Genomic DNA, 18,401 nt, shown 5'->3' with positions numbered 1-18,401 from the left:
TGCGCTTCAGGCAATCCCCTCATGGGGCCAGACGCCATTCATCATCAAACTCACTTAATCGAGCCGCTTTTCTTCGTTTGTTTGGACCGGACTCAGGTCATACCCTCTACGCATCGGGCGACGCTGTCGTCCCGATCCCGGTGTTCGGGTTCATCCAGGAGCGGAGCGTAGGGTTATGACCAAGCTGCTGTACATCGAATGCTCGCCGCGCAAGCAGCATTCGGCATCCATAGAAGTGTGCAATGCGTTTCTCGACGCCTATCGAACGGCGCATCCCGGCGACGCGATCGAGACCATGGACATCTGGGCGCTCACGCTGCCCGAGTTCGATGGCGAGACGCTGGCGGCGAAGTACGCCGGTTTGAGCGGCGCCACGCTGACGCCACAACAGGCGTCGGCGTGGCGGCAAATCGAAGCGCTTGCCGCGCCGTTTCACGAGGCCGACAAGCTGCTGTTCGGCGTGCCGCTCTGGAATTTCGGCATACCGTATCGCCTGAAGCATCTGATCGATGTGATTTCGCAGAAAGACGTGCTGTTCACGTTCGACGGCAACGGATTTGGCGGCAAGCTGGCCGGCAGGAAGGCGGCCGTGGTGTATGCACGCGGGCTGGACTACGCGTCGCCGGGGTCTTTCACACCGGCGCGCGAATACGACCTGCAGCGGCCCTACATGGAGATGTGGCTGAAGTTCGTCGGCGTGACGGACGTACAGTCGGTCGTGGTGGAGAAAACCCTTTTCGGAGCGGACGGCGAGCCGGACCGCGCCGCCGCACTCAGCGCCGCGCGCACGTTGGCGCGCGATTTTTGATGCGTCATGCTGGCAGCAGCCGGGCAAGTGCCGCGAGGCCGAATTAGTTCGGATCGCCAAGCGTCGGCAGTACCGCGTTGCAGATTTCATCGACGGTGGCGGGCGCGGCATGCGGCGCGGCGAACACGGTGAATTCGACCTTGGGCAGCGCGGGCAGCCGTGGCTCGCCGGTCAGTGCCCGAAGTCCGTGACCCAGTTGGCCACGCACGGCGGGCATCACCGCGAACCCGGCCAGCGCCGCGGCGCGCAAACCGGCGCTGCTCGGGCAGACCATCGCGATGCGGCAGCCGACGCCGGCCTGCGCCAGCGCGGTCAATGCCGCTTCGCGATAGGGGCAGGGCTCGGGAAACAGCGCGAGCGGCACCGGCAATTCGGGTGCGAGCGCGGCGCCTTCGGCGAAGGCCCAGACGAGCGGCTCGCGCCACAACAGACGCCCGGGGCGCCCGTCGTGGCAGCGTCCGCCGATCACCAGATCGAGTTCGCCTTCGTCCATGGTCTGCAGCAGGTGCGCGGGAATGCCGACCCTGACGTCGACCGTGACGCCGCTATGGCGGTTCGCGAACGCGTGCAGCGCCGCCATTAACGGCGCGGTGACGATGTCCTCGGACAGCCCGACGCGCACCGGACCCTGGGTGGATACGCGGGTCAGTTGCGCGAGCGCGTCCTGATTGAGCGCCAGGATGGCGCGGGCGTAGCCCATCAGCAATTCGCCGTCGGGCGTCAGCGTCACCGAGCGCGTCGTGCGAAAAAGCAGGTTTTTTCCGGCCTGTTCCTCGAGCCGCCGCAGGTGTGCGCTGATTGCGGACTGGGTCAGATGCAAACGGTTCGCCGCGCGCGTGAAGCCGCCTTCCTGAACGACGGTCACGAAGGATCGCAGAAGCACGGTATCAAACATGGTTCACTCGACAAGCGCCTGGAAGTCCGACGATGTTACTTTCAATTCACGAAGATATGCTGAGAGAGTGTGATGCGGGCGGACCGTGCGCCGTCTGACTCTCAGGTTCACCGGAGCAGTCCAATGCATGGCTTTTCTTCGGTACAGCCGAAGCCGACCGATCCTGAACACCGTGTGGCCGGTGAACAGCCCGCCGCCGCGCCGCCCGAACTGATCTGGCATACGGATCGCGATCTCGCGGCGGATCGCAGCGCGCGCCGCCCGGATGCGCAATCGCATCTGATCCGCGAGCTTGCGTCGGCGGCCACGCCGGCGGAGCGCATGCGGCTGTTCGCGGGGCTCATGCGGATCATCGGCTTCAATACGGTCGCCTACGTGACGCTGCAGGTCGTCGGCGACAGGGTGGCGCGCGCGTTCATGATGGAGGGGCTGATACCCGCGCAATTTCGCGGCAACTACTTCCAGGAGCGCTATTTCGAAGTCGATCCCCGTCTCGTGATCGGCCGCGTGCATGCGCCGCCGGTCGTATGGGATCTCTCGCAACTGAACAGGGCATGCCGCGATCGTGGACGCGATCCGCGCGCCAATCGCTTCCTGCAGGAGATGGACGCCGACGGCATGCGTTCGGGCATCATGCTCGGCCTGCCGGTTCCGTCGACCGATCTGCAGGTGATCGTCAGTTTCACGTCGATGAACCCCAGCAACACCTGGATCGACAGCAGCATCCTCGCGCAGACGCTCAGCCTTTGCTTATCGCTTCATCAGCTTGCCGCCGGCTATCGGCGCACCATCGCGCGGCAGTCCACGGCGACGGCGATCTCCGAGAGGCAGCGCGAGATTCTGCTGTCCGTCGCGTCCGGTCTGTCGGACAAGCAGATTGCGTTGCGGCTGCATACGAGCGTGCATAACGTCGATTACCACTTGCGGCTGTTGCGCAAAACGTATGGTGTAGGCAATCGCGCCGAACTGGCCTATCTGGCGGGACGTTTGCGGTTGAATTGAGTCGACCGATGCCGCTCTTGCTGTTGTGTTACCGGCATGGTCCGACGCTAATGCGCGGCGAGCGTCGTCATGCCGAGGCAGCGCGTGCACCAGCGGTTGGAATTATCGGCGCAACGTATCGTGATGGATTGCCGCGCGTCCGCCGCCCGGCATGCCTGCGTGGCGGCGGATGCGCGCGAAGCGCTTCTGGCTCGCTGCGCGACGCCTGCAGGTGAAGCGGATACCGGCTGCGCATTCGACGCTTGCGCTTGCGAGACACGCTGCATGGCCGCGGCGGTTGGCGTCGATTCGGACGCGCGAGCCGTTCGAGCCGCCGGCGCACCGGCGCCCGCAGCGGGCACCACCGGTATCGGCAATGCTGCCGCATCCGAACCGTGCGCCGCTTGCCGCGCATTCGTGTAAGCGCTGGCAATCACGCGCGCCACATAGCCGTGCTGATAACCCGTCGAAAAATTGCCGCTGTAGTAGCAGGAAAACGCGCCACGCAGCGCGCCTTGCTCGTCGCGCGATTGCCTCGCCGAGCGTGCAAAGCACTGCGCGAGAATCGCACCGCTTGCTCGCAGGTTGCGGCACGGCTCGAAAATCGTCTCGAGGGTTTCGCCGAAGCGCCGCACATTGCGCACGTTGATCTGCCCCAGCCCGACACTGAAATCGAAGCCGCGCGCCTCGAGCCCATGCGCGGTGGCGACCGCTTCCGCGTAGCTGCGCGGCTGGCGCTGCAAATGGCCGCCGACCACGCCGATCGCATAGGGATTGAAACTCGACTCGACGCGTACCACCGCCGCCAGGGTCTGCGTGTCGACATGCGGCGCGCAGGTCCGCGCGAGTTCGGTGAAGCTGGCCGAGGCGGCATCGCTCTGCCGGACTGCCTGGGTCTGCTGCGCGGCGGCGCAGAGCGGCATCATGGCGGCGAGCGCCGTGGCCGCTATCCGCATGAGCCGGTGTACGGCGCGCGTCACGGTGCCGGCCTCAGCGATACGACAGAATCAGGCCGTGAATCAGCACGGACCAGCCGTCGAGCGTGACGAACAGCAACAGCTTGAAGGGCACGGAGATAGTCGTCGGCGCGATCATCTGCATGCCGAGCGCGAGCAGCACATTGGCCACCACCAGATCGACCACCACGAACACCAGATACAGCACGAAGCCGATCTGGAACGCCTTCATCAACTCGCTCAGCGTGAAGCTGGGCACCAGCACCAGCAGGTCGTCCGGTTGCAGATTCTTCGCGCGCGCGGCGGGCCACACACTGGTGGCCGAGCGCACGAAGAAGCTGCGTTCGCGCTCCTGCGTGTGCTGCATCATGAATGCCTTGAGCGGCGGCGCGGCGGCGTCGAACAGTTGCAGCACGTCCTGTACGTTCATCTGACTGCCGACCGAGAAATTCTGCTGCTTCAGGTTGTCGCCGATATCCATGCCGACCGGCGCCATGATGTACACCGAGAGAATCAGCGCGATGCCGTTCAGCACGATATTCGGCGGCACCTGCTGGATGCCGAGCGCGCTGCGCAACAGGCCGAACACGACGACGAGCTTGGTGTAGCTTGTCACCATCAATGCCGCGAACGGAGCGATGCCGAGCGCCGCGAGCAGCGCCACCATCGCGACGGGATTCGGCAGATTACCCATCGTGCCGGTCGTCCGTCGGATGAGCTTGCGTGGAGGCGTGGGCGGGCGCGGGGGATTGCGCGGCCCCCGGCGCAAGTTCCGCGACCCGCACGCCGAGCTTGTTGCCGACCGCGATCAGATGACCGTGTCCCACCAGCGTACCGTTCGCGAGGATGCGGATCACCCCCTGATTCAGCGGCTGATCGAGTTCGAGCACGAAGCCCGGGCGCAATGCCTTGAGTTGCGCGAGCGTGAGCGTGCGGCGTTCGAGTTCGAAGCTCGTCGTGACTTCGAGCGAATCGAGCGGCAGCGCGGCGGCGGGGTTGTCCTCGTCGCCCGGTGAGGCGTGTTGATCCGGCGTTGGCGTGGCTGCAGTCACGGCTGTCCCCTGAATCTGTTCGATGGTGATGGCGGCGCCCAGCACGCACGCGTTCAATCTGATGCCGGGTGTGCCGCGCGTCGTCGCGTGACAGGTGAGACCCGCGCCGGCGGACTTCCAGCGCTCGATCGCGATGATGTCGCCGTGCTGCAGGCCTTTCAGTTCCTGTTGCGTGAGCCGCGTCGTCCCGATGCAGAACGACAGCGGCACCGTGAGCGTGTCGAAATCGTGCGGGCCGAGCGTGGGCGGCGGCGGATCCGCGGGGCAGGCGAGCGCGAGAAAGCGCGCGTCGTCGAACTGCAGCGCGCCATGCGTGCGCCAGTCGGCGCCCCCGTTCTGCCCCACCTTGCTGACCGAGAAACGAAGCTCGGCGACGCCGTCTGTTTCAGCCGGTGTTTCGGCGTGTTCGGGCGCGAGCAGCATGGCTTCGTGGCGGGTCAGCCGTGCGAGCGCGTTGCATACCGGCGCTAACGCATCGGCCACCAGTGCGCAGCGAATCGCATCGGGCACGGCCGGATCGGCGGCGTCGCCGATCAACTCCCGTTCGGCGAGCGGCTCGAGCAGCAGCCAGCCGGATGCCGGACCGAGGCGAAAGCGGTAGCGGCGCGGCGCGCCCTCGGCGAGCCGCGCGTTGAAATCCCAGTGCAACGCATAGGCGGCCCCGCCGGCTTCGAGCGCGAACGGGCGCGGCCATGCATAGGCGCGCCGCAAGGCGCGCGCGGCTTCCGGTACAAGCCGCGGCAACAGCGTCGTGTCGCCCAGCAAGCTGATCGTTGCCGCGCGCGCCGTCAGCGCGTGCAACGCGGTATCGCCGCCGAACGCCTGGGCTTCGCGCATCATCGCGGGGGCGTTCATCGCGCGTCGTGCTGGCCGGCCAGGTACGCGAGATGCACGCGGTTCTGTGCGCCGTAGCGTTTCTTCAAAAGCCGCAAGTGGTAGTCGACGTTATGCGTGGACATCTGCAACTGATCGGCGATCTGCCGGTCGCTCATGCCCTGGGTCAGCGCGCTCAGAATGCGGCGCTGCACCTGCGAAATAGGCTTCGCGCGCGGCGGCGCGTCGTCGGGCATGGCGGCGTGGCTCAGCAGATATTCATGCAGCGCGAGACCGAGCGCATAAGCCTGGCCGATCACGCGGTCGCCGATCCAGTGTCTGGACAGATTGGCGCAGCTGAAATTGATTACGCTCTGATGCGGGCTCGAAGGACTCGCGAGCCCGAACGTGATGCCGCTGCGCATGCCGGCTTCATGTGCGTCGTCGAGGAGGTGCCGCAAACGCGGCTCGACGCTTTGCGCGGACTTGCCGTAAGGCGCTTGTGCGAGCGACGTGAGGTCCCACACCAGCGGCCATTCGTATCGGCACGCAAAGGCGATGCGCGGATCCACTTCGATATAGCGCTGCGCCACGTAGCGGTCGGGCCAGCCCGGCGCGGCGTACTCGCGCACATAAAGCGCGCGCGTGATCAGATCGCCGGCGCGCGCGAGCCGCCAGTAGCACAGCCAGTCGAAGCCGATCGCGCCGAGCATCGCGCTGATCAGCAGGCGCCGCTGGGCCGGCGTGCGCGCGCCGCTCAGCTCGTTCGCGACGGCGGAGCGCGCCGCCAGCAACGGCTTGCTGGCGAGGTCGGCGATACAGCGCTGCCTGCCGTCCAGCATCACGTAGCTCTCCTCGGCGCATTCGCTCGATTTCAAGCTCTCCTCCATGTCCGGATGCGTGATCCCAATGTAATGTCGAACGCGGACGCGGAACACTACAACGTTCCGTAGTGCGACGCGAAATGAGCGTGTTCAAACCACCGGATCCCACGAGTTTTCCCGGTGCCGGCACGACGCGCCGTCATTAAACTGACTGCACCATTGGCTTTCATGGAGCGCTGTTCTCGCAGCACGCCGCGCTCGACAGCGGCGCGCTTGCGAAGGACACACGTTCATGCCTTTCGATACGGTCAACAAGCTCTGGAACGGCGCGCAAGCCGTGGGCTGGCGCGAACGCGGCGCGCGCTTGCCGCTCGCGCGCAACTACGACTTGCTGCTCGCGCTCTTCGTCGCGGCGGTGATCGCGCTGTTCGTTCTGCCGCTGCCGACCGTGGTGCTCGACGGCCTGATTTCGCTAAACCTGGCGCTGAGCATCCTGCTGCTGACGGTGTCGACGTATCTGCCTTCTGCCGTGAGCTTTTCTTCGTTTCCCGCCTTGCTGCTGTTCACCACGCTGCTGCGGCTCGCGCTGAATATCGCGTCGTGCAAGCTGATTCTGCTGCAGGCGAATGCCGGACATGTCATTGATACCTTCGGACGGCTGATCGTCGGTAACAACTTCGTGGTCGGCGGCGTGGTGTTTCTGGTGATCGCGATCGTGCAGTTCATCGTGATCGCCAAGGGTTCCGAGCGGGTCGCGGAAGTCGGCGCGCGCTTTTCGCTCGACGCGATGCCAGGCAAGCAGATGAGTATCGACGCCGATCTGCGCGCCGGCATCATCACGTCTGACGAGGCGAAGCGCCGCCGCGAACTGCTCGAACAGGAATCGCAACTTCATGGCGCGATGGACGGCGCAATGAAGTTCGTCAAGGGCGATGCGATCGCCGGCATCATCATCGCGTTCATCAATATTCTGGCGGGCATCGCAGTCGGCACGCTGATGCATGACATGAGCGTGTCGCAGGCCTTGCACCGTTATGCGGTGCTAACGGTCGGCGACGGCATGGCCTCGCAGATTCCGTCGCTGCTGGTGTCGATCGCAGCGGGCGTGGTGACCACGCGGGTCGCGTCACGCGATGCGCAGGAGCGGCACCTGGGCGAACAGATCGGCACGCAGATCGCCAATCATCCGCGGGCGATCCTGATTGCGGGCGTGATCGTGCTGGCCTTCGTGCCGGTGTCGGGTTTCCCGAAGTGGTCGTTTCTCCTGCTGGCAGGCTCGATGATCTCGGGCGGCGTGTTCCTGATGCGGCGGCGCAAAACCATCCCGGCGCTGAATCTGATCACGCTCGCGGATGCGCCCGCCGATAGCGAGGCGGGCCTCGGCGCGGGCGGCTCGCAGGTGCATCCGCTCGGCATGACCGCGCTGCTTGCGGTCGTGTTCGCCCGGGATCTGCGCGCGCATCTGAACCTGGTGCAATTGCAGGCGGCGCTATCCGACGCGAAAGCGCGCGTCGACGTCGATCTCGGTCCGGTGTTTCCGCGCATGAATTTACGCTTCGATCCGGCGCTCGCGCAGCATAGCTACAGGATCCTGTTGCAGGACGTGATCGCGTCGACCGGCTATCTGCGGCCCGGGTTGCTGTTGTGGGACGGCGGCTCGCCACTGCCCGCCGATCTCGGACGCGAAGCCGGCGAACCGTTCGGGCCATTTACGCAACCCGTGTGGCTCGGGTCTCATACGCCGCCAACGCGCGGCGCCGCGACGCAGACGGGCAATAGCGGCAAGCTCACGCATGAACAGGTGCTCGCGCAGCACCTGGAGTCGATCGTGCGCGCCAATCCTGCCGCGCTGATCGGCATTCAGGAAACCCAGGCGCTCGTGCATCTGGCGCGCCGCGATCATCCGGAGCTGATCGCCGAACTCACGCGCCTCGTGCCGTTGCAGCGGATCACCGAAGTGCTGCGGCGTTTGCTGCTCGAACACATTCCGATCCGTAATTTGCGAGTGATTTTCGAAAGCCTCATTACGTGGGCACCGAAAGAGCCCGACGACACCATCGCGCTCGTCGAGCAGGTGCGTGTCGATCTGAAACGGATGATCACCGACCGCTATTGCGGCGTGAGCCGCAGCCTCGACGTCGTGCTGTTCGAACAGAGCTTGCAGGACCGCGTGCAGGCGGCCATCACGAAGACGCCGCAGGGCGTGTTTCTCGGCCTCGCGCGCGAGGTGAAGGACAACGTCGGCGAACAGACCCGCGCGGTGATGGAGTCGCTGCGCAGCGCGGCGCGCGATGGTCGCGAGCGCCGTGTCGGCGTGCTGGTGCCGATGGCGGTGCGCTTTTACGTGAAGTCGATGATCGAGCCGGTGCTGCCCGATGTCCCGGTGCTGTCGTACCAGGAGATCGAAGAGGACGTGCGGCTGCATACGATCGGCTGGGTGAAGAACCCGGCATGAAGCGCGCGGTGAGCCTCGACCCTGACTTCGAACCGAACCCGGGCCGGACCCAGGCCCGAATCATGGAGAAACCGCATGAGCGCTGCCGCGATTCTCGACATCACGCGCCAGGCGTTGCTGCTCGTGTTGATGCTGTCGTTGCCCGTGGTGCTGGTGGCGACCGGCACGGCCGTGTTCGTCGCGATCGCACAGGCCGTCACGCAGGTGCAGGACTCGAGCATCGGCACGTCGGTGCGGATGATCGTCGTGATGGTGACGGTAATCGTGCTGGCGGGCTGGGCTGGACGCGAGTTGCTGATCTTCGCGCGCCAGGCGCTCGAACGGGTGTTCGTCGTTTTGCCAGGTATGTCGTGATCAACTCGCCACAGGGCTTTCACTTGAAAAAGACAATCCATCCGGTTCTCGTGATACGCATGCGCGGCACGCTATTGCTGATGTTCGCGCTATGCCTGCTGGTGCCGCTTTCGCGCGCGCACGCAGCGGAATTGCAGTGGCGCAACCGCAGTTTCGAAATTGTCGCGAACGGCCGGCCGCTGGCCGATTTTCTGCGTGAACTCGCCGCCTCCCAGGGCACCACGGCGGTGATAGACGGGAAGGTGGAAGGCAGCATCAGCGGGCGCTTCAACGACACGCCGGCACGCACGCTCAATAGCGTCTGCGCGACCTACGGCTTGACGTGGTACTACGACGGCTCGTTTCTGTACATCGAACGCGCGTCCGACGCGCAAACCCAGGTGCTGCCGATTCCGCGCGGCTCGGCGTCGAACCTGGCCGCGGCGATGCAGTCGATGCAGATTACCGACAGGCGCTTCCCGTTGCAGATCAGCGATCGCGACAGCACGGTCTACGTGTCCGGGCCGCGCCGTTACGTGGAACTGGTGCGTCAGGCCATCGACTCGGTGGGCAACGGCGCGTCGAGCACCGACCACGCGGAGATCCGCGCGTATCGGCTGAAGTACAACTGGGCTGCGGACTTCGTGATCAATCGCTCGGGCAAGGAGGTGACGATCCCGGGTGTCGCGACGATTCTGCGCAAGCTCTACCGGCGCGGCGCGAGCAACAACGCGCCGAGCGCGGGCGCGATGCGCCTGGGCGGTCCCACCCGCCAGGTCAAGCTGAGTTCGGGCGATACGATCAACGTGCCGCGCATCGAGATTCCGCTCGCGGGCATGAATGGCGGCAATGCCGGCGGCTATATGGACGGCTACGGACAGGGCCAAGGTCAGAGTCAGGGCCCCGGCGGCGATCTCAACGCGTCCGGCGGCGCCGACCAGTTGCCGCAAATCGAAGCCGATCCGGCTATCAACGCCGTGCTGATTCGCGACACGCCGGATCACATGGGACGCTACGCGCCGCTGATCCAGCAGCTCGACGTGAAGCCGCGCATCGTTGAAATCAATCTGACGATCATGGATATCAGCCTTCAGTCGCTCGATCAGTTGGGGGTCGACTGGCGGCTGCATACGAGTCACGGCGACTTCCAGTTCGGCAACGGCGCCAATCCGCCGCTCACCTTCGCGGCCGGCACCACCGAGGCGGGTCAAACCGGCACCACCACGCCGGTGGGCCTCGCGCTGACCGCGTCGATAGGAGGGTCGCTGCGCGACTATCTGCTTGCGCGGATCAACGCGCTGGCCCGCACCGGCGACGCCAAGCTGTATTCGAAGCCGAAGGTGCTGACGCTCGACAACACCGAGGCGGTGCTCGAAAACCTCACGGAGTTCTACGTGCAGGTGCAGGGCTTCCAGGACTCGTCGCTGTACGGCATCACGACTGGCCAGAGCGTGAAGGTCACGCCGCTGATCGTGGAGGATGGCACGCAGCGCGTGATGATGTCGCTCGACATTCAGGATGGCGAAGTGACGAACCAGCAGGTGTCGAACGTGCCGGTGATCCTGCAGCGGAACATCGTCACCAAGGCGATGATCGACGAAGGCAAGAGCCTCCTGATCGCGGGCTTCAACAGCGATGAGCAGAGCTTCGACAAGACCGGTATTCCGCTGCTCTCCGATATTCCGTGGATCGGCCATCTGTTCAAGTACACCAACAAGAACGGCCAGCACATGGAGCGCTTCTACATGATCACGCCGCGCGTGGTCACGCCCGCGGCTGAATACGCGGCGACGGGCGCGCCGGAGAACTACACGTCGGATCTGATGCAGAACGTGGTGGTGCCGCCGTCGAACGATTCGCTGACCGCGCGCGCGCAGACGATCGCGCCGCCGCCCGCGCCGGCGAGTTCGGCGGCGGCGAATGGAGCGGGTGCGAACGCAGCTTCGGAGGCCGCCACGCCGGTCACGACTGCGCCGGTCATGACGCCCCAGGTGACGCCGACACCGATGCCGCCGCAAGCAGCACCGCCTGCCGCGCCCGGTGCGGGAGACAGCAATGGTCAGCAGCACCCCTGACGCGTCCGGATGGCAACTGTGTTTTTTGAACGGGCCGATGTCGGGCCGCACGCTGTTGCTCAAGCTCGGTGAAAACTGGGTTGGCACGGGCGCGGATTGCGAAGTGATTCTGCCGGATCGTGAGATCGCCGCGCGGCAACTGTGTCTGCACGTCGGGTCGATAGCGGTATCGGTGCAGAACCAGGGCGGCGCGCCGGTGCTGCTGAACGGCACGCCGCTCGCGCAGATGCGGCGCGCGCTGATGCCCGGCGACACGGTGACGGTCGCGCACGTGAAGTTCGGCATCGAGCGGCTGGCCGGCGCGCAAGTGGTGCCCGCGGGCGCGGCGAGCGCGGTCGGCGGCAAGCGTCACGGCGAATCGCATCACTGGCTGTCGGTGGTGTTGCCGGCGTGGCTCGGCGGGCTCGGCAGCCGCCGCCTGATGTTCGCGCTGCTGGCGCTGTGGAGCGCGTTCGCGATCGCGGCCGGCAGCTATGTGGCCGTCGCGACGCGCGGCTCGTTCTGGTGGTCGCATCAAAGCCGCTTCGAGCGGATGCGCGACGTGGAAGGCGCGTTGCGGCAGTTTCCCGAGCTGACGGTGGAGCCGGGGCAGGGCAACGCGATCGCGGTGGACGGTTACGTGCGCGACGCCAGGGACCGTGCGCGGGTGGCGGCGATCGTCGATGGCTTCGACGGCGTGACGCTAGGTGATGTGTACGTCGTCAACGATCTGCTCGCGACAGCGCAGCAGACGCTGAGCGATACGCAACTGAAGGTGGCCTACACGGGGCGCGGGCGTATGACGATCAGCGGCGTCGCGACGCGGGCGGTGTGGCAGCGCGTGCAGAACTTCAAGCGCGACGCGAAGCCGGCGGTCGAGGTGACCGACCAGGTCGTCTATGACGACAACGCGGGCGGCCCGCTGATCGCGGCGAGCGGCAGCGCGGTGCCCGTGGACATCGCCGGCGTGTACGGCGACGACACCGGTACGCGTTATGTGGTGACGCGCGACGGGCGGCATTTCTTCGAAGGCGCGACCTTGCCGAGCGGCTTGATGGTGGCGTCGATCGGATCGGGCAGCGTCACGTTCGAGCGCAACGGCACGCGGTTCGTGGTGGCGCTCGGGCCGCATGAGGTCCCGTCGCCGGGCGCGGCATCGTCGCCGGCGGCGTCCTCGGCCGCACCCGCCGCGGCGGGTGTCGCGATGCCGAGTTCGTAGCACCCGTTTTCTGCAGCACCGGGCAGAGCGAATTTCCAGGAGTGTCTCGCAGGCCGCAGTCGGGCGTGCGAGGGCAAGGCGCCGCGCGAGCGGCATTTCGTTAGTCAAAGGAGCGATCATGACCACGTCAAACGTAACCAGCACCGGCACCAACCCTTCGTCGAATTTGCCGGACAACACGTCGCAGATGCAGGCATTCGAGGAGAAACTCTTCGAACAGCAAATGCAGATGCAGTCGATCGGCATGGTCGGGCAGGCGCACGCCCAGACCATCAGCGTGTTGAACAACATGAGTTCGGCGGAAGGGGGTGCCAATTCGAGCGCGGGCCGGCTGGGCTGAAGGAGGTCTCGCGGGGCAAACAGGGCTAAGCGGCGGCGCTGCGTTCACGCGGGTGACGTACCCGCGGTGGCGAAGCCGCCCTCGCGGGCTGCAGGCATTCGCCTCGCAACAGCAGTCGGGCATGACCTGAAATGCAGTTTTCAAGCACGGAGCTGAAACATGACTGGATCAGCGATAGCGCCGGTCGGCGCTGAAGCGGTAGTGCAGAAGTCGGCCGCCGAGTCCGCGCAGCAGGCGCAATGGACCGCGTCCGCGCAGCCTCAGGGCGGGCCGCCGCCCGCCGCGCAAGGCCAGGAATTCGCCGCGCAGATGGGCGGCGCGCGCAGTGTCGACGCGGCCACGGCGTCGGCACCGGTATCGGCGAGCGGCGTGGTGAACTACCTCGACGGCCTGGGGCGGCACTTCAGCGATCTCGCCAACATTCGTCACGAGGCGCTGCGCCCCACCGGCGACTGGGGCATGGATATGGCGCGCATGATGGAATACAACTGGGATCTGTCGATGACGGCCAACGGCTGCCAGTTCGCACTGTCGGCCGCGCAGGCGGCGAACAATTGCTCGCGCTCGGTGTTGACGCCGGATAAAGGCTAGACGCAGGGCTCAATGCGTGGCTCAACGCAGGGCCGAACGCGGGCCGTTTGAAGGGTGCGCCCCAGTGCATCGCAAGGCGTGCCCGCGCATAAGCGAACGCGGACGTCCCGCGTGCGTCAGCACGGCAGGCCCGCGCACAGGATGAAAAGGCGATGACGAGAATTGTCGGATGGCTCGGCGCGGCCGTGTTGCTGTTGTGTCTGGCCGGCTGCGAGCAGGAGCTGGTGTCCGGGCTCGACGAGAAGGACGCGAATCAGGTCGTTTCGGTGCTGGCCGACGCGGGCATTGGCGCGTCGAAGGAAAGTGTCGAGAGCCGCGACGGCGCGTCGGCATGGCAGGTGAACGTCGACGGCGGCTCGATGGGCGACGCGTTGAAGGTGCTGCGCACGCACGGTCTGCCGCGCCAGCCGCTTGCGAGTCTCGGCCAGGTGTTCCAGCAACAGGGACTCGTCGCGACGCCCGCCGAGGAGCGCGTGCGCTACATCTACGGCGTGCAGCAGGAACTCGCGCGCACGCTCGAGGACGTGGACGGCGTGGTGGTCGCGCATGTGCAGGTGGTGATTCCGGAGAACGATCCGCTGTCGGACAAGATCAAGCCGTCGTCGGCGGCGGTGTACATCAAGTACCGGCCCGGCATCGATCTTCACGCGACCGCGCCGATGGTCAAGGAGCTCGTGGCGCATAGCATCGAAGGCCTTTCGTACGACAACGTGTCGCTGTTGCTGCAAGCCGACAGTGCGGCCAGCCAGCGTCCGGCGGGACTCGGCGGCGACAGGCTGGCGAACCTGCTGATGCTGCGCACGCCGTTCGCGTGGCTCGCGTCACTGCTGCTTTTGCTCACGTTCGGGGTGGTGGTGTTGATCGGCGCGCGGCGCGGTGTGTTCGGCTCGCGCATCGCCAATGCGATGGGCGCGCGCTCGTCGCTGGCGACGGGTTCGTCCACGCGGGGCGAGTGAGATGGACGCCGATACGGCACGCGAAGCGCCGCGCGAAAGCAGCCGCGCCGCGTCACACGCCGACCACCCGGCGCGCGCCGCGCGGCTGCATCGGCTTGCGGTGGAATTCAATCTGCGGCTCGACCGCTATATCGATCCGAGCTGGCTGCCGCTGGATTGGCCGGCCCCTTACCGCGATTTCACGGCGTTCGGCGTGCGCGGGCGCGCGCTGCTGGCGCGCCATCTGCTCGCGCAAAGCGGACTCGCGGATCGCTACGCCTTCGGCTTCGGCACCCTGGTCTCGCGTATCGCGTTGATCGAACGCAGCGCCTTGACGACGCTCGCGGCCTACTGCGGTTTGATGCTGCATCGCGCGTGGCTGCAGGAGGCGCCGAACTGGCGCACGCATTCGGCGCTGGTCGACGCGTTCGGCTACAACGCGATGCCGTTCGTACTCGATCGTGCGCCGCCGTTCGATGCAATCGGCGAAAGCCTCGAACCGTTTCGCCAGACGCCGCGCGCCGCCGTCGACGCGATCCGTCAGCGCGGCGCGCGTCTGCTGCTGGACTTCGTCGCGCCGGAGGGCGACGCGATCATCGAACGCATGCGCCTGAAATTTGCCCGCGGCGTCAGCGAGCAGCCGGCGTACGGACTGAGTCCGGTGCATCGGCAGCATCTGGCTGAACTGATCTTTCTATGCCTTATACCCGAGAGGCTCGCGCAATGGGACTGGCTTTTCTGATCACCAGCGAAAACCTGCAGATACTCTCCGAGCGCAAGGTGCTCAAGCAGAGCGAGTATTCGGCGCTGCTCGACGCGGGGTCGCTGCTCTCCACCGCGCAGGCGGAGCGCCAACGGATGCTCGACGAAGCGCAGCAGGGCTACGAGCGCAGATTGCGCGAAGGTCATGCGCAAGGCGTCGAACAGGGCAAGCGCGAGTACGCCGAGCAGGCCTGCGGCGCCGCGCTCGATGCGGCTCGCACGCTCGACGGCTTGCGCGACACGATTGCCGGCATCGTCGTGAAGGCGGTGCGTACGATCGTCGGCGAGAGCGATCCGCACGTGCTGTACGAAGCGGCGCTACGGCGCATCGATGCGCTGGTGCGCGACGAGGCGTTTCTGGTGGTGCGGGTGGCGCCCACGCGCCGCGACGCGGTGGCGGCCGCGTTGCAGCAGGTGTGGCCGGAACGAATGGCGGCGGGGGCCGGTACGGCGTCGCCCATTCGCATCGTCACGGACAGCCGGCTGAGTGAAGAGCAATGCATCGTGGAGACGCCCTCCGGTACGCTCGACGTTGGTCTCGATGCGCAGATCGACGCGCTGCGCGCGGCGATCCGGCAACGCACGTCATGAGCGACGCGCCGTTCGATCCGCTCAGCGGCGCGGACAGCGAAGCCGCGCCGTCGCCCGATAGCCTGACCGATACGTTGGGCGGGCTCGCACGCGACGGTTTCGATGCCGAACCCGGCCTCGATCGCCATGCGCTCGCCGCCGAACTCGAACACGGTCTCGATCAGTTCAACCCGGTGCGCATGCGCGGCCGGGTGAGCCGCGCGGTCGGCCTGCTGGTGAATGCCTCCGGCGTGCATGCGAGGCTCGGCGAAATCTGCGAACTGCGCACGCCCGGCGCGCCGCCGATGCTCGCGGAAGTAGTCGGTTTCGCGCGCCAGACCACCTTGCTGACGCCGCTCGGCGCCACCGACGGCTTGTCGCCTTCGACCGAAGTGATTCCGTCGGGACGCGGCCATCGTTTCGCGGTCGGCGCCAGCTTGCGCGGACGCGTGCTGAACGGCCTCGGCGCGCCGCTCGACGGACGCGGCGAGATTGCCGGCGGCACGCTGGTTTCCGCGCACAACGAGCCGGTCAATCCACTGCTGCGGCAAACCATCGATACGCCGCTGGCCACCGGTGTGCGGGCGATCGATGCGCTGTTGACCGTGGGCGTGGGCCAGCGCATCGGCGTGTTCGCGCCGTCCGGCGTCGGTAAGAGCACGCTGCTCGGCATGATCGCGCGGGGCGCCGAATGTGACGTGATCGTGATCGCGCTGGTCGGGGAACGCGGCCGTGAAGTGCGCGAGTTTCTCGAACACAGCCTGTCGCCGGAGGCGCGCGGCAAGGCCGTGATCGTCGCATCGACGTCGGACCGCCCCGCGATGGAGCGCGTGAAGTCCGCGCATGTGGCGACCGCGATCGCCGAGTATTTCCGCGATCAGGGCAAGCGCGTGCTGCTGCTGGTCGATTCGCTCACGCGTTTCGCGCGCGCGCAGCGCGAAGTGGGCCTTGCCTCCGGCGAGCCGCCGACGCGGCGCAGTTTCCCGCCGTCCACGTTCTCGGTGCTGCCGCAACTGCTCGAACGCGCGGGGCAGGGCGAACGCGGCTCGATTACCGCGTTCTACACGGTGCTGGTGGAAGGCGATGAGGAAACCGATCCGATCGCGGAGGAAGTCCGCTCGATTCTCGACGGCCACATCGTGCTGTCGCGCAAGGTCGCGACCGCGAACCGCTATCCGGCGATCGACGTGCTCGCGAGCCTGTCGCGCGTGATGTCGCAAGTGACAGGCAGGTCGCATGTGAGCGACGCTGCTCGCGTGCGCGAGCTGCTATCGAAGTATCAGGACATCGAGTTGCTGGTGCAGATCGGCGAATACCGCGAGGGCGCCGATCCGCTCGCGGACGCCGCGTTGCGCGCCAAGGCGCCGCTCGAAGCTTTTTTCTCGCAGCGCGCCGACGCGCTCGCGCCGTTCGACGAAACGCTAGCGACGCTCCATGACATCGCCCGACGCCATTAAGGCCACGCTCGACGCCTTGCGCCGTGTGCGCGAAATTCGCCATCGCAAGGCGGCGATCGACAGGATGCGCCAGCATCGCGTGACCGAACAGACGGCGCAGTCGGTCGCCGATGCGCGCGCGCGGATGGTGCGTGAACTGGCGGCCCGTCATGCGCTCGCGCAGCGCGTGACGAGCGACGCAGGACAGGCGCGCATGTCGCCGCGCGCGCTGCAGGACACCGTATTCGAGGACCTCTCGCGAATGCGCGCGGCCGGACTCGCGCATGAAGAGGCGCAGCGTGCGGGCGAGCGGCATCGGCAGGAAGAGGGGCGGCTCGCGCAGCTGCAGACACGGCTCAATCGCGCGCAGGCGAGTCTCGACAAGCTCGAACGGGTCGCAAACGATACGGGCCGCGGAGCGCTGCGCGCGCAGCAAGCCCGTGAGGATGACGAAGCGGACGAAGCGGCATTGCGCCGGCATGGCACGGCGGCGGCGAGCCTGCTGGACGACGCGCACACGGCGAACGATGAACCGTGGAGTCCCCGCGGCGGCGACCGGGACACCGATGGGCGATAACAGCTTCGCCGCGATTCAGGCCGCGCTACATCCGCTGTTGCTCGTGATGCCGCGCCTGCTGCCGATGATGCTGATCGTGCCGGTGTTCGGCGAACGCGTGCTCACCGGACTCGTGCGCAACGGCCTGATCGTCGTGATCGCGCTGTTTGCATCGCCGATCGTCGATGTGCCCGAACTCGCCGCGATTCCTCCGCTCCTGTGGATGCTGATTCTCGCGAAGGAGGCGCTGATCGGCGTGCTGCTCGGCTTCACGTTCAGTGCGGTGTTGTGGGCGATCGAAAGCGTCGGCCATCTGATCGACTTCCAGACCGGCTCGGGCAACGCAGCGTTCTTCGATCCGGTGTCGGGCGCCGAGGGCGGCCCGAGCGGCGCGTTCCTCAACTTTCTCGCGATCACGCTGTTCGTCACGGGCGGAGGCTTGCATCTGATGCTCACGCTGTTCCTGGAGTCGTACCGCCTGTGGCCGGTCGACGCGTTGACGCCGAATGCGCACCGCGTGCTCGACCAGTTCGCGATCCGCGCGACCGACTCGATGCTGCGCGCCACCGTCAAACTCGCCACGCCCGTGATCCTCGTGCTGGTGCTCGCCGAACTCGGTCTCGGGCTGATCGGCCGCGCGGTGCCGCAGATGAATGTGTTCATGCTGTCGCAGCCGGTGAAGAGCTCGCTGGCGTTTCTGATGATGGCGTTGTTCCTGTACTTCGTGTACGGCTCGTTGCAAGCCTTCCTTGCACCGGATAGCCCGCTTTTTGCGCTATTGCGCGCGACGTTGTAGCGATGCGCGCGCGTTGAACGCCTTG

At 66.4% G+C, this 18,401-nt stretch carries 19 protein-coding genes; 14 read left to right on the top strand and 5 right to left on the bottom strand.

The genetic code is table 11. The features are described 5' to 3' along the window. The first annotated feature begins 175 nt into the window (after positions 1 to 175). The gene (locus tag ACZ9H4_RS28315; RefSeq protein WP_408144743.1) at positions 176 to 808 is read left to right on the top strand and encodes an FMN-dependent NADH-azoreductase; all 633 of its coding nucleotides are present in this window, start codon (positions 176 to 178) and stop codon (positions 806 to 808) included. A gap of 43 nt (positions 809 to 851) precedes the next feature. Here ACZ9H4_RS28315 and ACZ9H4_RS28310 read toward each other — a convergent pair whose 3' ends face one another. Beyond that, entirely contained in the window at positions 852 to 1,703 is an 852-nt protein-coding gene (locus ACZ9H4_RS28310; RefSeq protein WP_408144741.1) for a LysR family transcriptional regulator, read from the bottom strand. Between the two features lie 123 nt (positions 1,704 to 1,826). Between ACZ9H4_RS28310 and ACZ9H4_RS28305 the strand changes: the two genes are divergently transcribed. After that, entirely contained in the window at positions 1,827 to 2,705 is an 879-nt protein-coding gene (locus ACZ9H4_RS28305; protein WP_476122001.1) for a helix-turn-helix transcriptional regulator, read from the top strand. 47 nt (positions 2,706 to 2,752) lie between these two features. Here ACZ9H4_RS28305 and ACZ9H4_RS28300 read toward each other — a convergent pair whose 3' ends face one another. The 4 genes from ACZ9H4_RS28300 to ACZ9H4_RS28285 form a co-directional block, all read right to left on the bottom strand. Further along, entirely contained in the window at positions 2,753 to 3,610 is an 858-nt protein-coding gene (locus ACZ9H4_RS28300; protein WP_476121999.1) for a lytic transglycosylase domain-containing protein, read from the bottom strand. A 64-nt stretch (positions 3,611 to 3,674) separates the two neighbouring features. After that, on the bottom strand, positions 3,675 to 4,334 hold the full coding sequence (sctR, locus tag ACZ9H4_RS28295; protein ID WP_408144736.1) for a type III secretion system export apparatus subunit SctR: 660 nt from the start codon (positions 4,332 to 4,334) through the stop codon (positions 3,675 to 3,677). Then, positions 4,327 to 5,547: a type III secretion system cytoplasmic ring protein SctQ gene (gene sctQ, locus ACZ9H4_RS28290; protein WP_476121997.1), complete on the bottom strand. Its 1,221-nt coding sequence runs from the start codon at positions 5,545 to 5,547 to the stop codon at positions 4,327 to 4,329. The genes sctR and sctQ overlap by 8 nt, the downstream gene beginning before the upstream one ends. Further along, positions 5,544 to 6,383 carry a helix-turn-helix transcriptional regulator gene (locus ACZ9H4_RS28285; RefSeq protein WP_476121995.1) on the bottom strand — a complete coding sequence of 280 codons (840 nt, stop codon included), beginning with the start codon at positions 6,381 to 6,383 and terminating at the stop codon, positions 5,544 to 5,546. The genes sctQ and ACZ9H4_RS28285 overlap by 4 nt, the downstream gene beginning before the upstream one ends. A 238-nt stretch (positions 6,384 to 6,621) precedes the next feature. Between ACZ9H4_RS28285 and sctV the strand changes: the two genes are divergently transcribed. From sctV to sctT, 12 genes are all read left to right on the top strand, one after another. Beyond that, complete coding sequence (sctV, locus tag ACZ9H4_RS28280; RefSeq protein ID WP_476121993.1) at positions 6,622 to 8,784, top strand: type III secretion system export apparatus subunit SctV; 2,163 nt, start codon at positions 6,622 to 6,624, stop codon at positions 8,782 to 8,784. Positions 8,785 to 8,859: 75 nt separating this feature from the next. After that, a complete protein-coding gene (locus ACZ9H4_RS28275) occupies positions 8,860 to 9,138 on the top strand; it encodes a flagellar biosynthetic protein FliQ (protein ID WP_408144728.1) in 279 nt (92 codons plus the stop codon). A gap of 59 nt (positions 9,139 to 9,197) precedes the next feature. Continuing rightward, complete coding sequence (sctC, locus tag ACZ9H4_RS28270; RefSeq protein WP_408324830.1) at positions 9,198 to 11,192, top strand: type III secretion system outer membrane ring subunit SctC; 1,995 nt, start codon at positions 9,198 to 9,200, stop codon at positions 11,190 to 11,192. Then, entirely contained in the window at positions 11,173 to 12,390 is a 1,218-nt protein-coding gene (locus ACZ9H4_RS28265; RefSeq protein WP_408153596.1) for an FHA domain-containing protein, read from the top strand. Before sctC ends, ACZ9H4_RS28265 begins: the two co-directional genes overlap by 20 nt. A 118-nt stretch (positions 12,391 to 12,508) precedes the next feature. After that, a complete protein-coding gene (locus ACZ9H4_RS28260) occupies positions 12,509 to 12,730 on the top strand; it encodes a hypothetical protein (RefSeq protein ID WP_408144724.1) in 222 nt (73 codons plus the stop codon). Positions 12,731 to 12,889: 159 nt separating this feature from the next. Then, a complete protein-coding gene (locus ACZ9H4_RS28255; RefSeq protein ID WP_476121990.1) occupies positions 12,890 to 13,321 on the top strand; it encodes a hypothetical protein in 432 nt (143 codons plus the stop codon). A 152-nt stretch (positions 13,322 to 13,473) separates the two neighbouring features. Then, the gene (gene sctJ / locus ACZ9H4_RS28250; RefSeq protein ID WP_476121988.1) at positions 13,474 to 14,277 is read left to right on the top strand and encodes a type III secretion system inner membrane ring lipoprotein SctJ; all 804 of its coding nucleotides are present in this window, start codon (positions 13,474 to 13,476) and stop codon (positions 14,275 to 14,277) included. A 1-nt stretch (position 14,278) separates the two neighbouring features. Beyond that, positions 14,279 to 14,998 carry a SctK family type III secretion system sorting platform protein gene (locus ACZ9H4_RS28245; RefSeq protein WP_476121986.1) on the top strand — a complete coding sequence of 240 codons (720 nt, stop codon included), beginning with the start codon at positions 14,279 to 14,281 and terminating at the stop codon, positions 14,996 to 14,998. Then, positions 14,980 to 15,609 carry a type III secretion system stator protein SctL gene (sctL, locus tag ACZ9H4_RS28240; protein ID WP_408144717.1) on the top strand — a complete coding sequence of 210 codons (630 nt, stop codon included), beginning with the start codon at positions 14,980 to 14,982 and terminating at the stop codon, positions 15,607 to 15,609. The genes ACZ9H4_RS28245 and sctL overlap by 19 nt, the downstream gene beginning before the upstream one ends. Further along, complete coding sequence (locus ACZ9H4_RS28235; protein ID WP_476121984.1) at positions 15,606 to 17,045, top strand: FliI/YscN family ATPase; 1,440 nt, start codon at positions 15,606 to 15,608, stop codon at positions 17,043 to 17,045. The genes sctL and ACZ9H4_RS28235 overlap by 4 nt, the downstream gene beginning before the upstream one ends. Next, the gene (locus ACZ9H4_RS28230; RefSeq protein ID WP_408324741.1) at positions 17,023 to 17,601 is read left to right on the top strand and encodes a hypothetical protein; all 579 of its coding nucleotides are present in this window, start codon (positions 17,023 to 17,025) and stop codon (positions 17,599 to 17,601) included. The genes ACZ9H4_RS28235 and ACZ9H4_RS28230 overlap by 23 nt, the downstream gene beginning before the upstream one ends. Further along, positions 17,552 to 18,376: a type III secretion system export apparatus subunit SctT gene (gene sctT, locus ACZ9H4_RS28225; protein WP_408153590.1), complete on the top strand. Its 825-nt coding sequence runs from the start codon at positions 17,552 to 17,554 to the stop codon at positions 18,374 to 18,376. The genes ACZ9H4_RS28230 and sctT overlap by 50 nt, the downstream gene beginning before the upstream one ends. Positions 18,377 to 18,401: the final 25 nt, after the last annotated feature.

It is taken from the genome of Paraburkholderia sp. TE9906 (assembly GCF_056279605.1).
The sequence above is the reverse complement of the archived record's forward strand: the minus strand, read 5'-3'. Positions and strand labels throughout refer to the sequence as shown.

Bases quoted from the DNA above. Each gene is read 5' to 3' on its own strand.
- sctT (WP_408153590.1), top strand. From the start codon at position 17,552: ATGAACCGTGGAGTCCCCGCGGCGGCGACCGGGACACCGATGGGCGAT.
- sctC (WP_408324830.1), top strand. From the start codon at position 9,198: ATGCGCGGCACGCTATTGCTGATGTTCGCGCTATGCCTGCTGGTGCCG.
- sctQ (WP_476121997.1), bottom strand. From the start codon at position 5,547: ATGAACGCCCCCGCGATGATGCGCGAAGCCCAGGCGTTCGGCGGCGAT.
- ACZ9H4_RS28235 (WP_476121984.1), top strand. From the start codon at position 15,606: ATGAGCGACGCGCCGTTCGATCCGCTCAGCGGCGCGGACAGCGAAGCC.
- ACZ9H4_RS28245 (WP_476121986.1), top strand. From the start codon at position 14,279: ATGGACGCCGATACGGCACGCGAAGCGCCGCGCGAAAGCAGCCGCGCC.
- ACZ9H4_RS28265 (WP_408153596.1), top strand. From the start codon at position 11,173: ATGGTCAGCAGCACCCCTGACGCGTCCGGATGGCAACTGTGTTTTTTG.
- ACZ9H4_RS28300 (WP_476121999.1), bottom strand. From the start codon at position 3,610: ATGATGCCGCTCTGCGCCGCCGCGCAGCAGACCCAGGCAGTCCGGCAG.
- ACZ9H4_RS28260 (WP_408144724.1), top strand. From the start codon at position 12,509: ATGACCACGTCAAACGTAACCAGCACCGGCACCAACCCTTCGTCGAAT.
- ACZ9H4_RS28315 (WP_408144743.1), top strand. From the start codon at position 176: ATGACCAAGCTGCTGTACATCGAATGCTCGCCGCGCAAGCAGCATTCG.
- ACZ9H4_RS28255 (WP_476121990.1), top strand. From the start codon at position 12,890: ATGACTGGATCAGCGATAGCGCCGGTCGGCGCTGAAGCGGTAGTGCAG.
- ACZ9H4_RS28230 (WP_408324741.1), top strand. From the start codon at position 17,023: ATGACATCGCCCGACGCCATTAAGGCCACGCTCGACGCCTTGCGCCGT.
- sctL (WP_408144717.1), top strand. From the start codon at position 14,980: ATGGGACTGGCTTTTCTGATCACCAGCGAAAACCTGCAGATACTCTCC.
- ACZ9H4_RS28275 (WP_408144728.1), top strand. From the start codon at position 8,860: ATGAGCGCTGCCGCGATTCTCGACATCACGCGCCAGGCGTTGCTGCTC.
- sctR (WP_408144736.1), bottom strand. From the start codon at position 4,334: ATGGGTAATCTGCCGAATCCCGTCGCGATGGTGGCGCTGCTCGCGGCG.
- ACZ9H4_RS28310 (WP_408144741.1), bottom strand. From the start codon at position 1,703: ATGTTTGATACCGTGCTTCTGCGATCCTTCGTGACCGTCGTTCAGGAA.
- sctJ (WP_476121988.1), top strand. From the start codon at position 13,474: ATGACGAGAATTGTCGGATGGCTCGGCGCGGCCGTGTTGCTGTTGTGT.
- sctV (WP_476121993.1), top strand. From the start codon at position 6,622: ATGCCTTTCGATACGGTCAACAAGCTCTGGAACGGCGCGCAAGCCGTG.
- ACZ9H4_RS28305 (WP_476122001.1), top strand. From the start codon at position 1,827: ATGCATGGCTTTTCTTCGGTACAGCCGAAGCCGACCGATCCTGAACAC.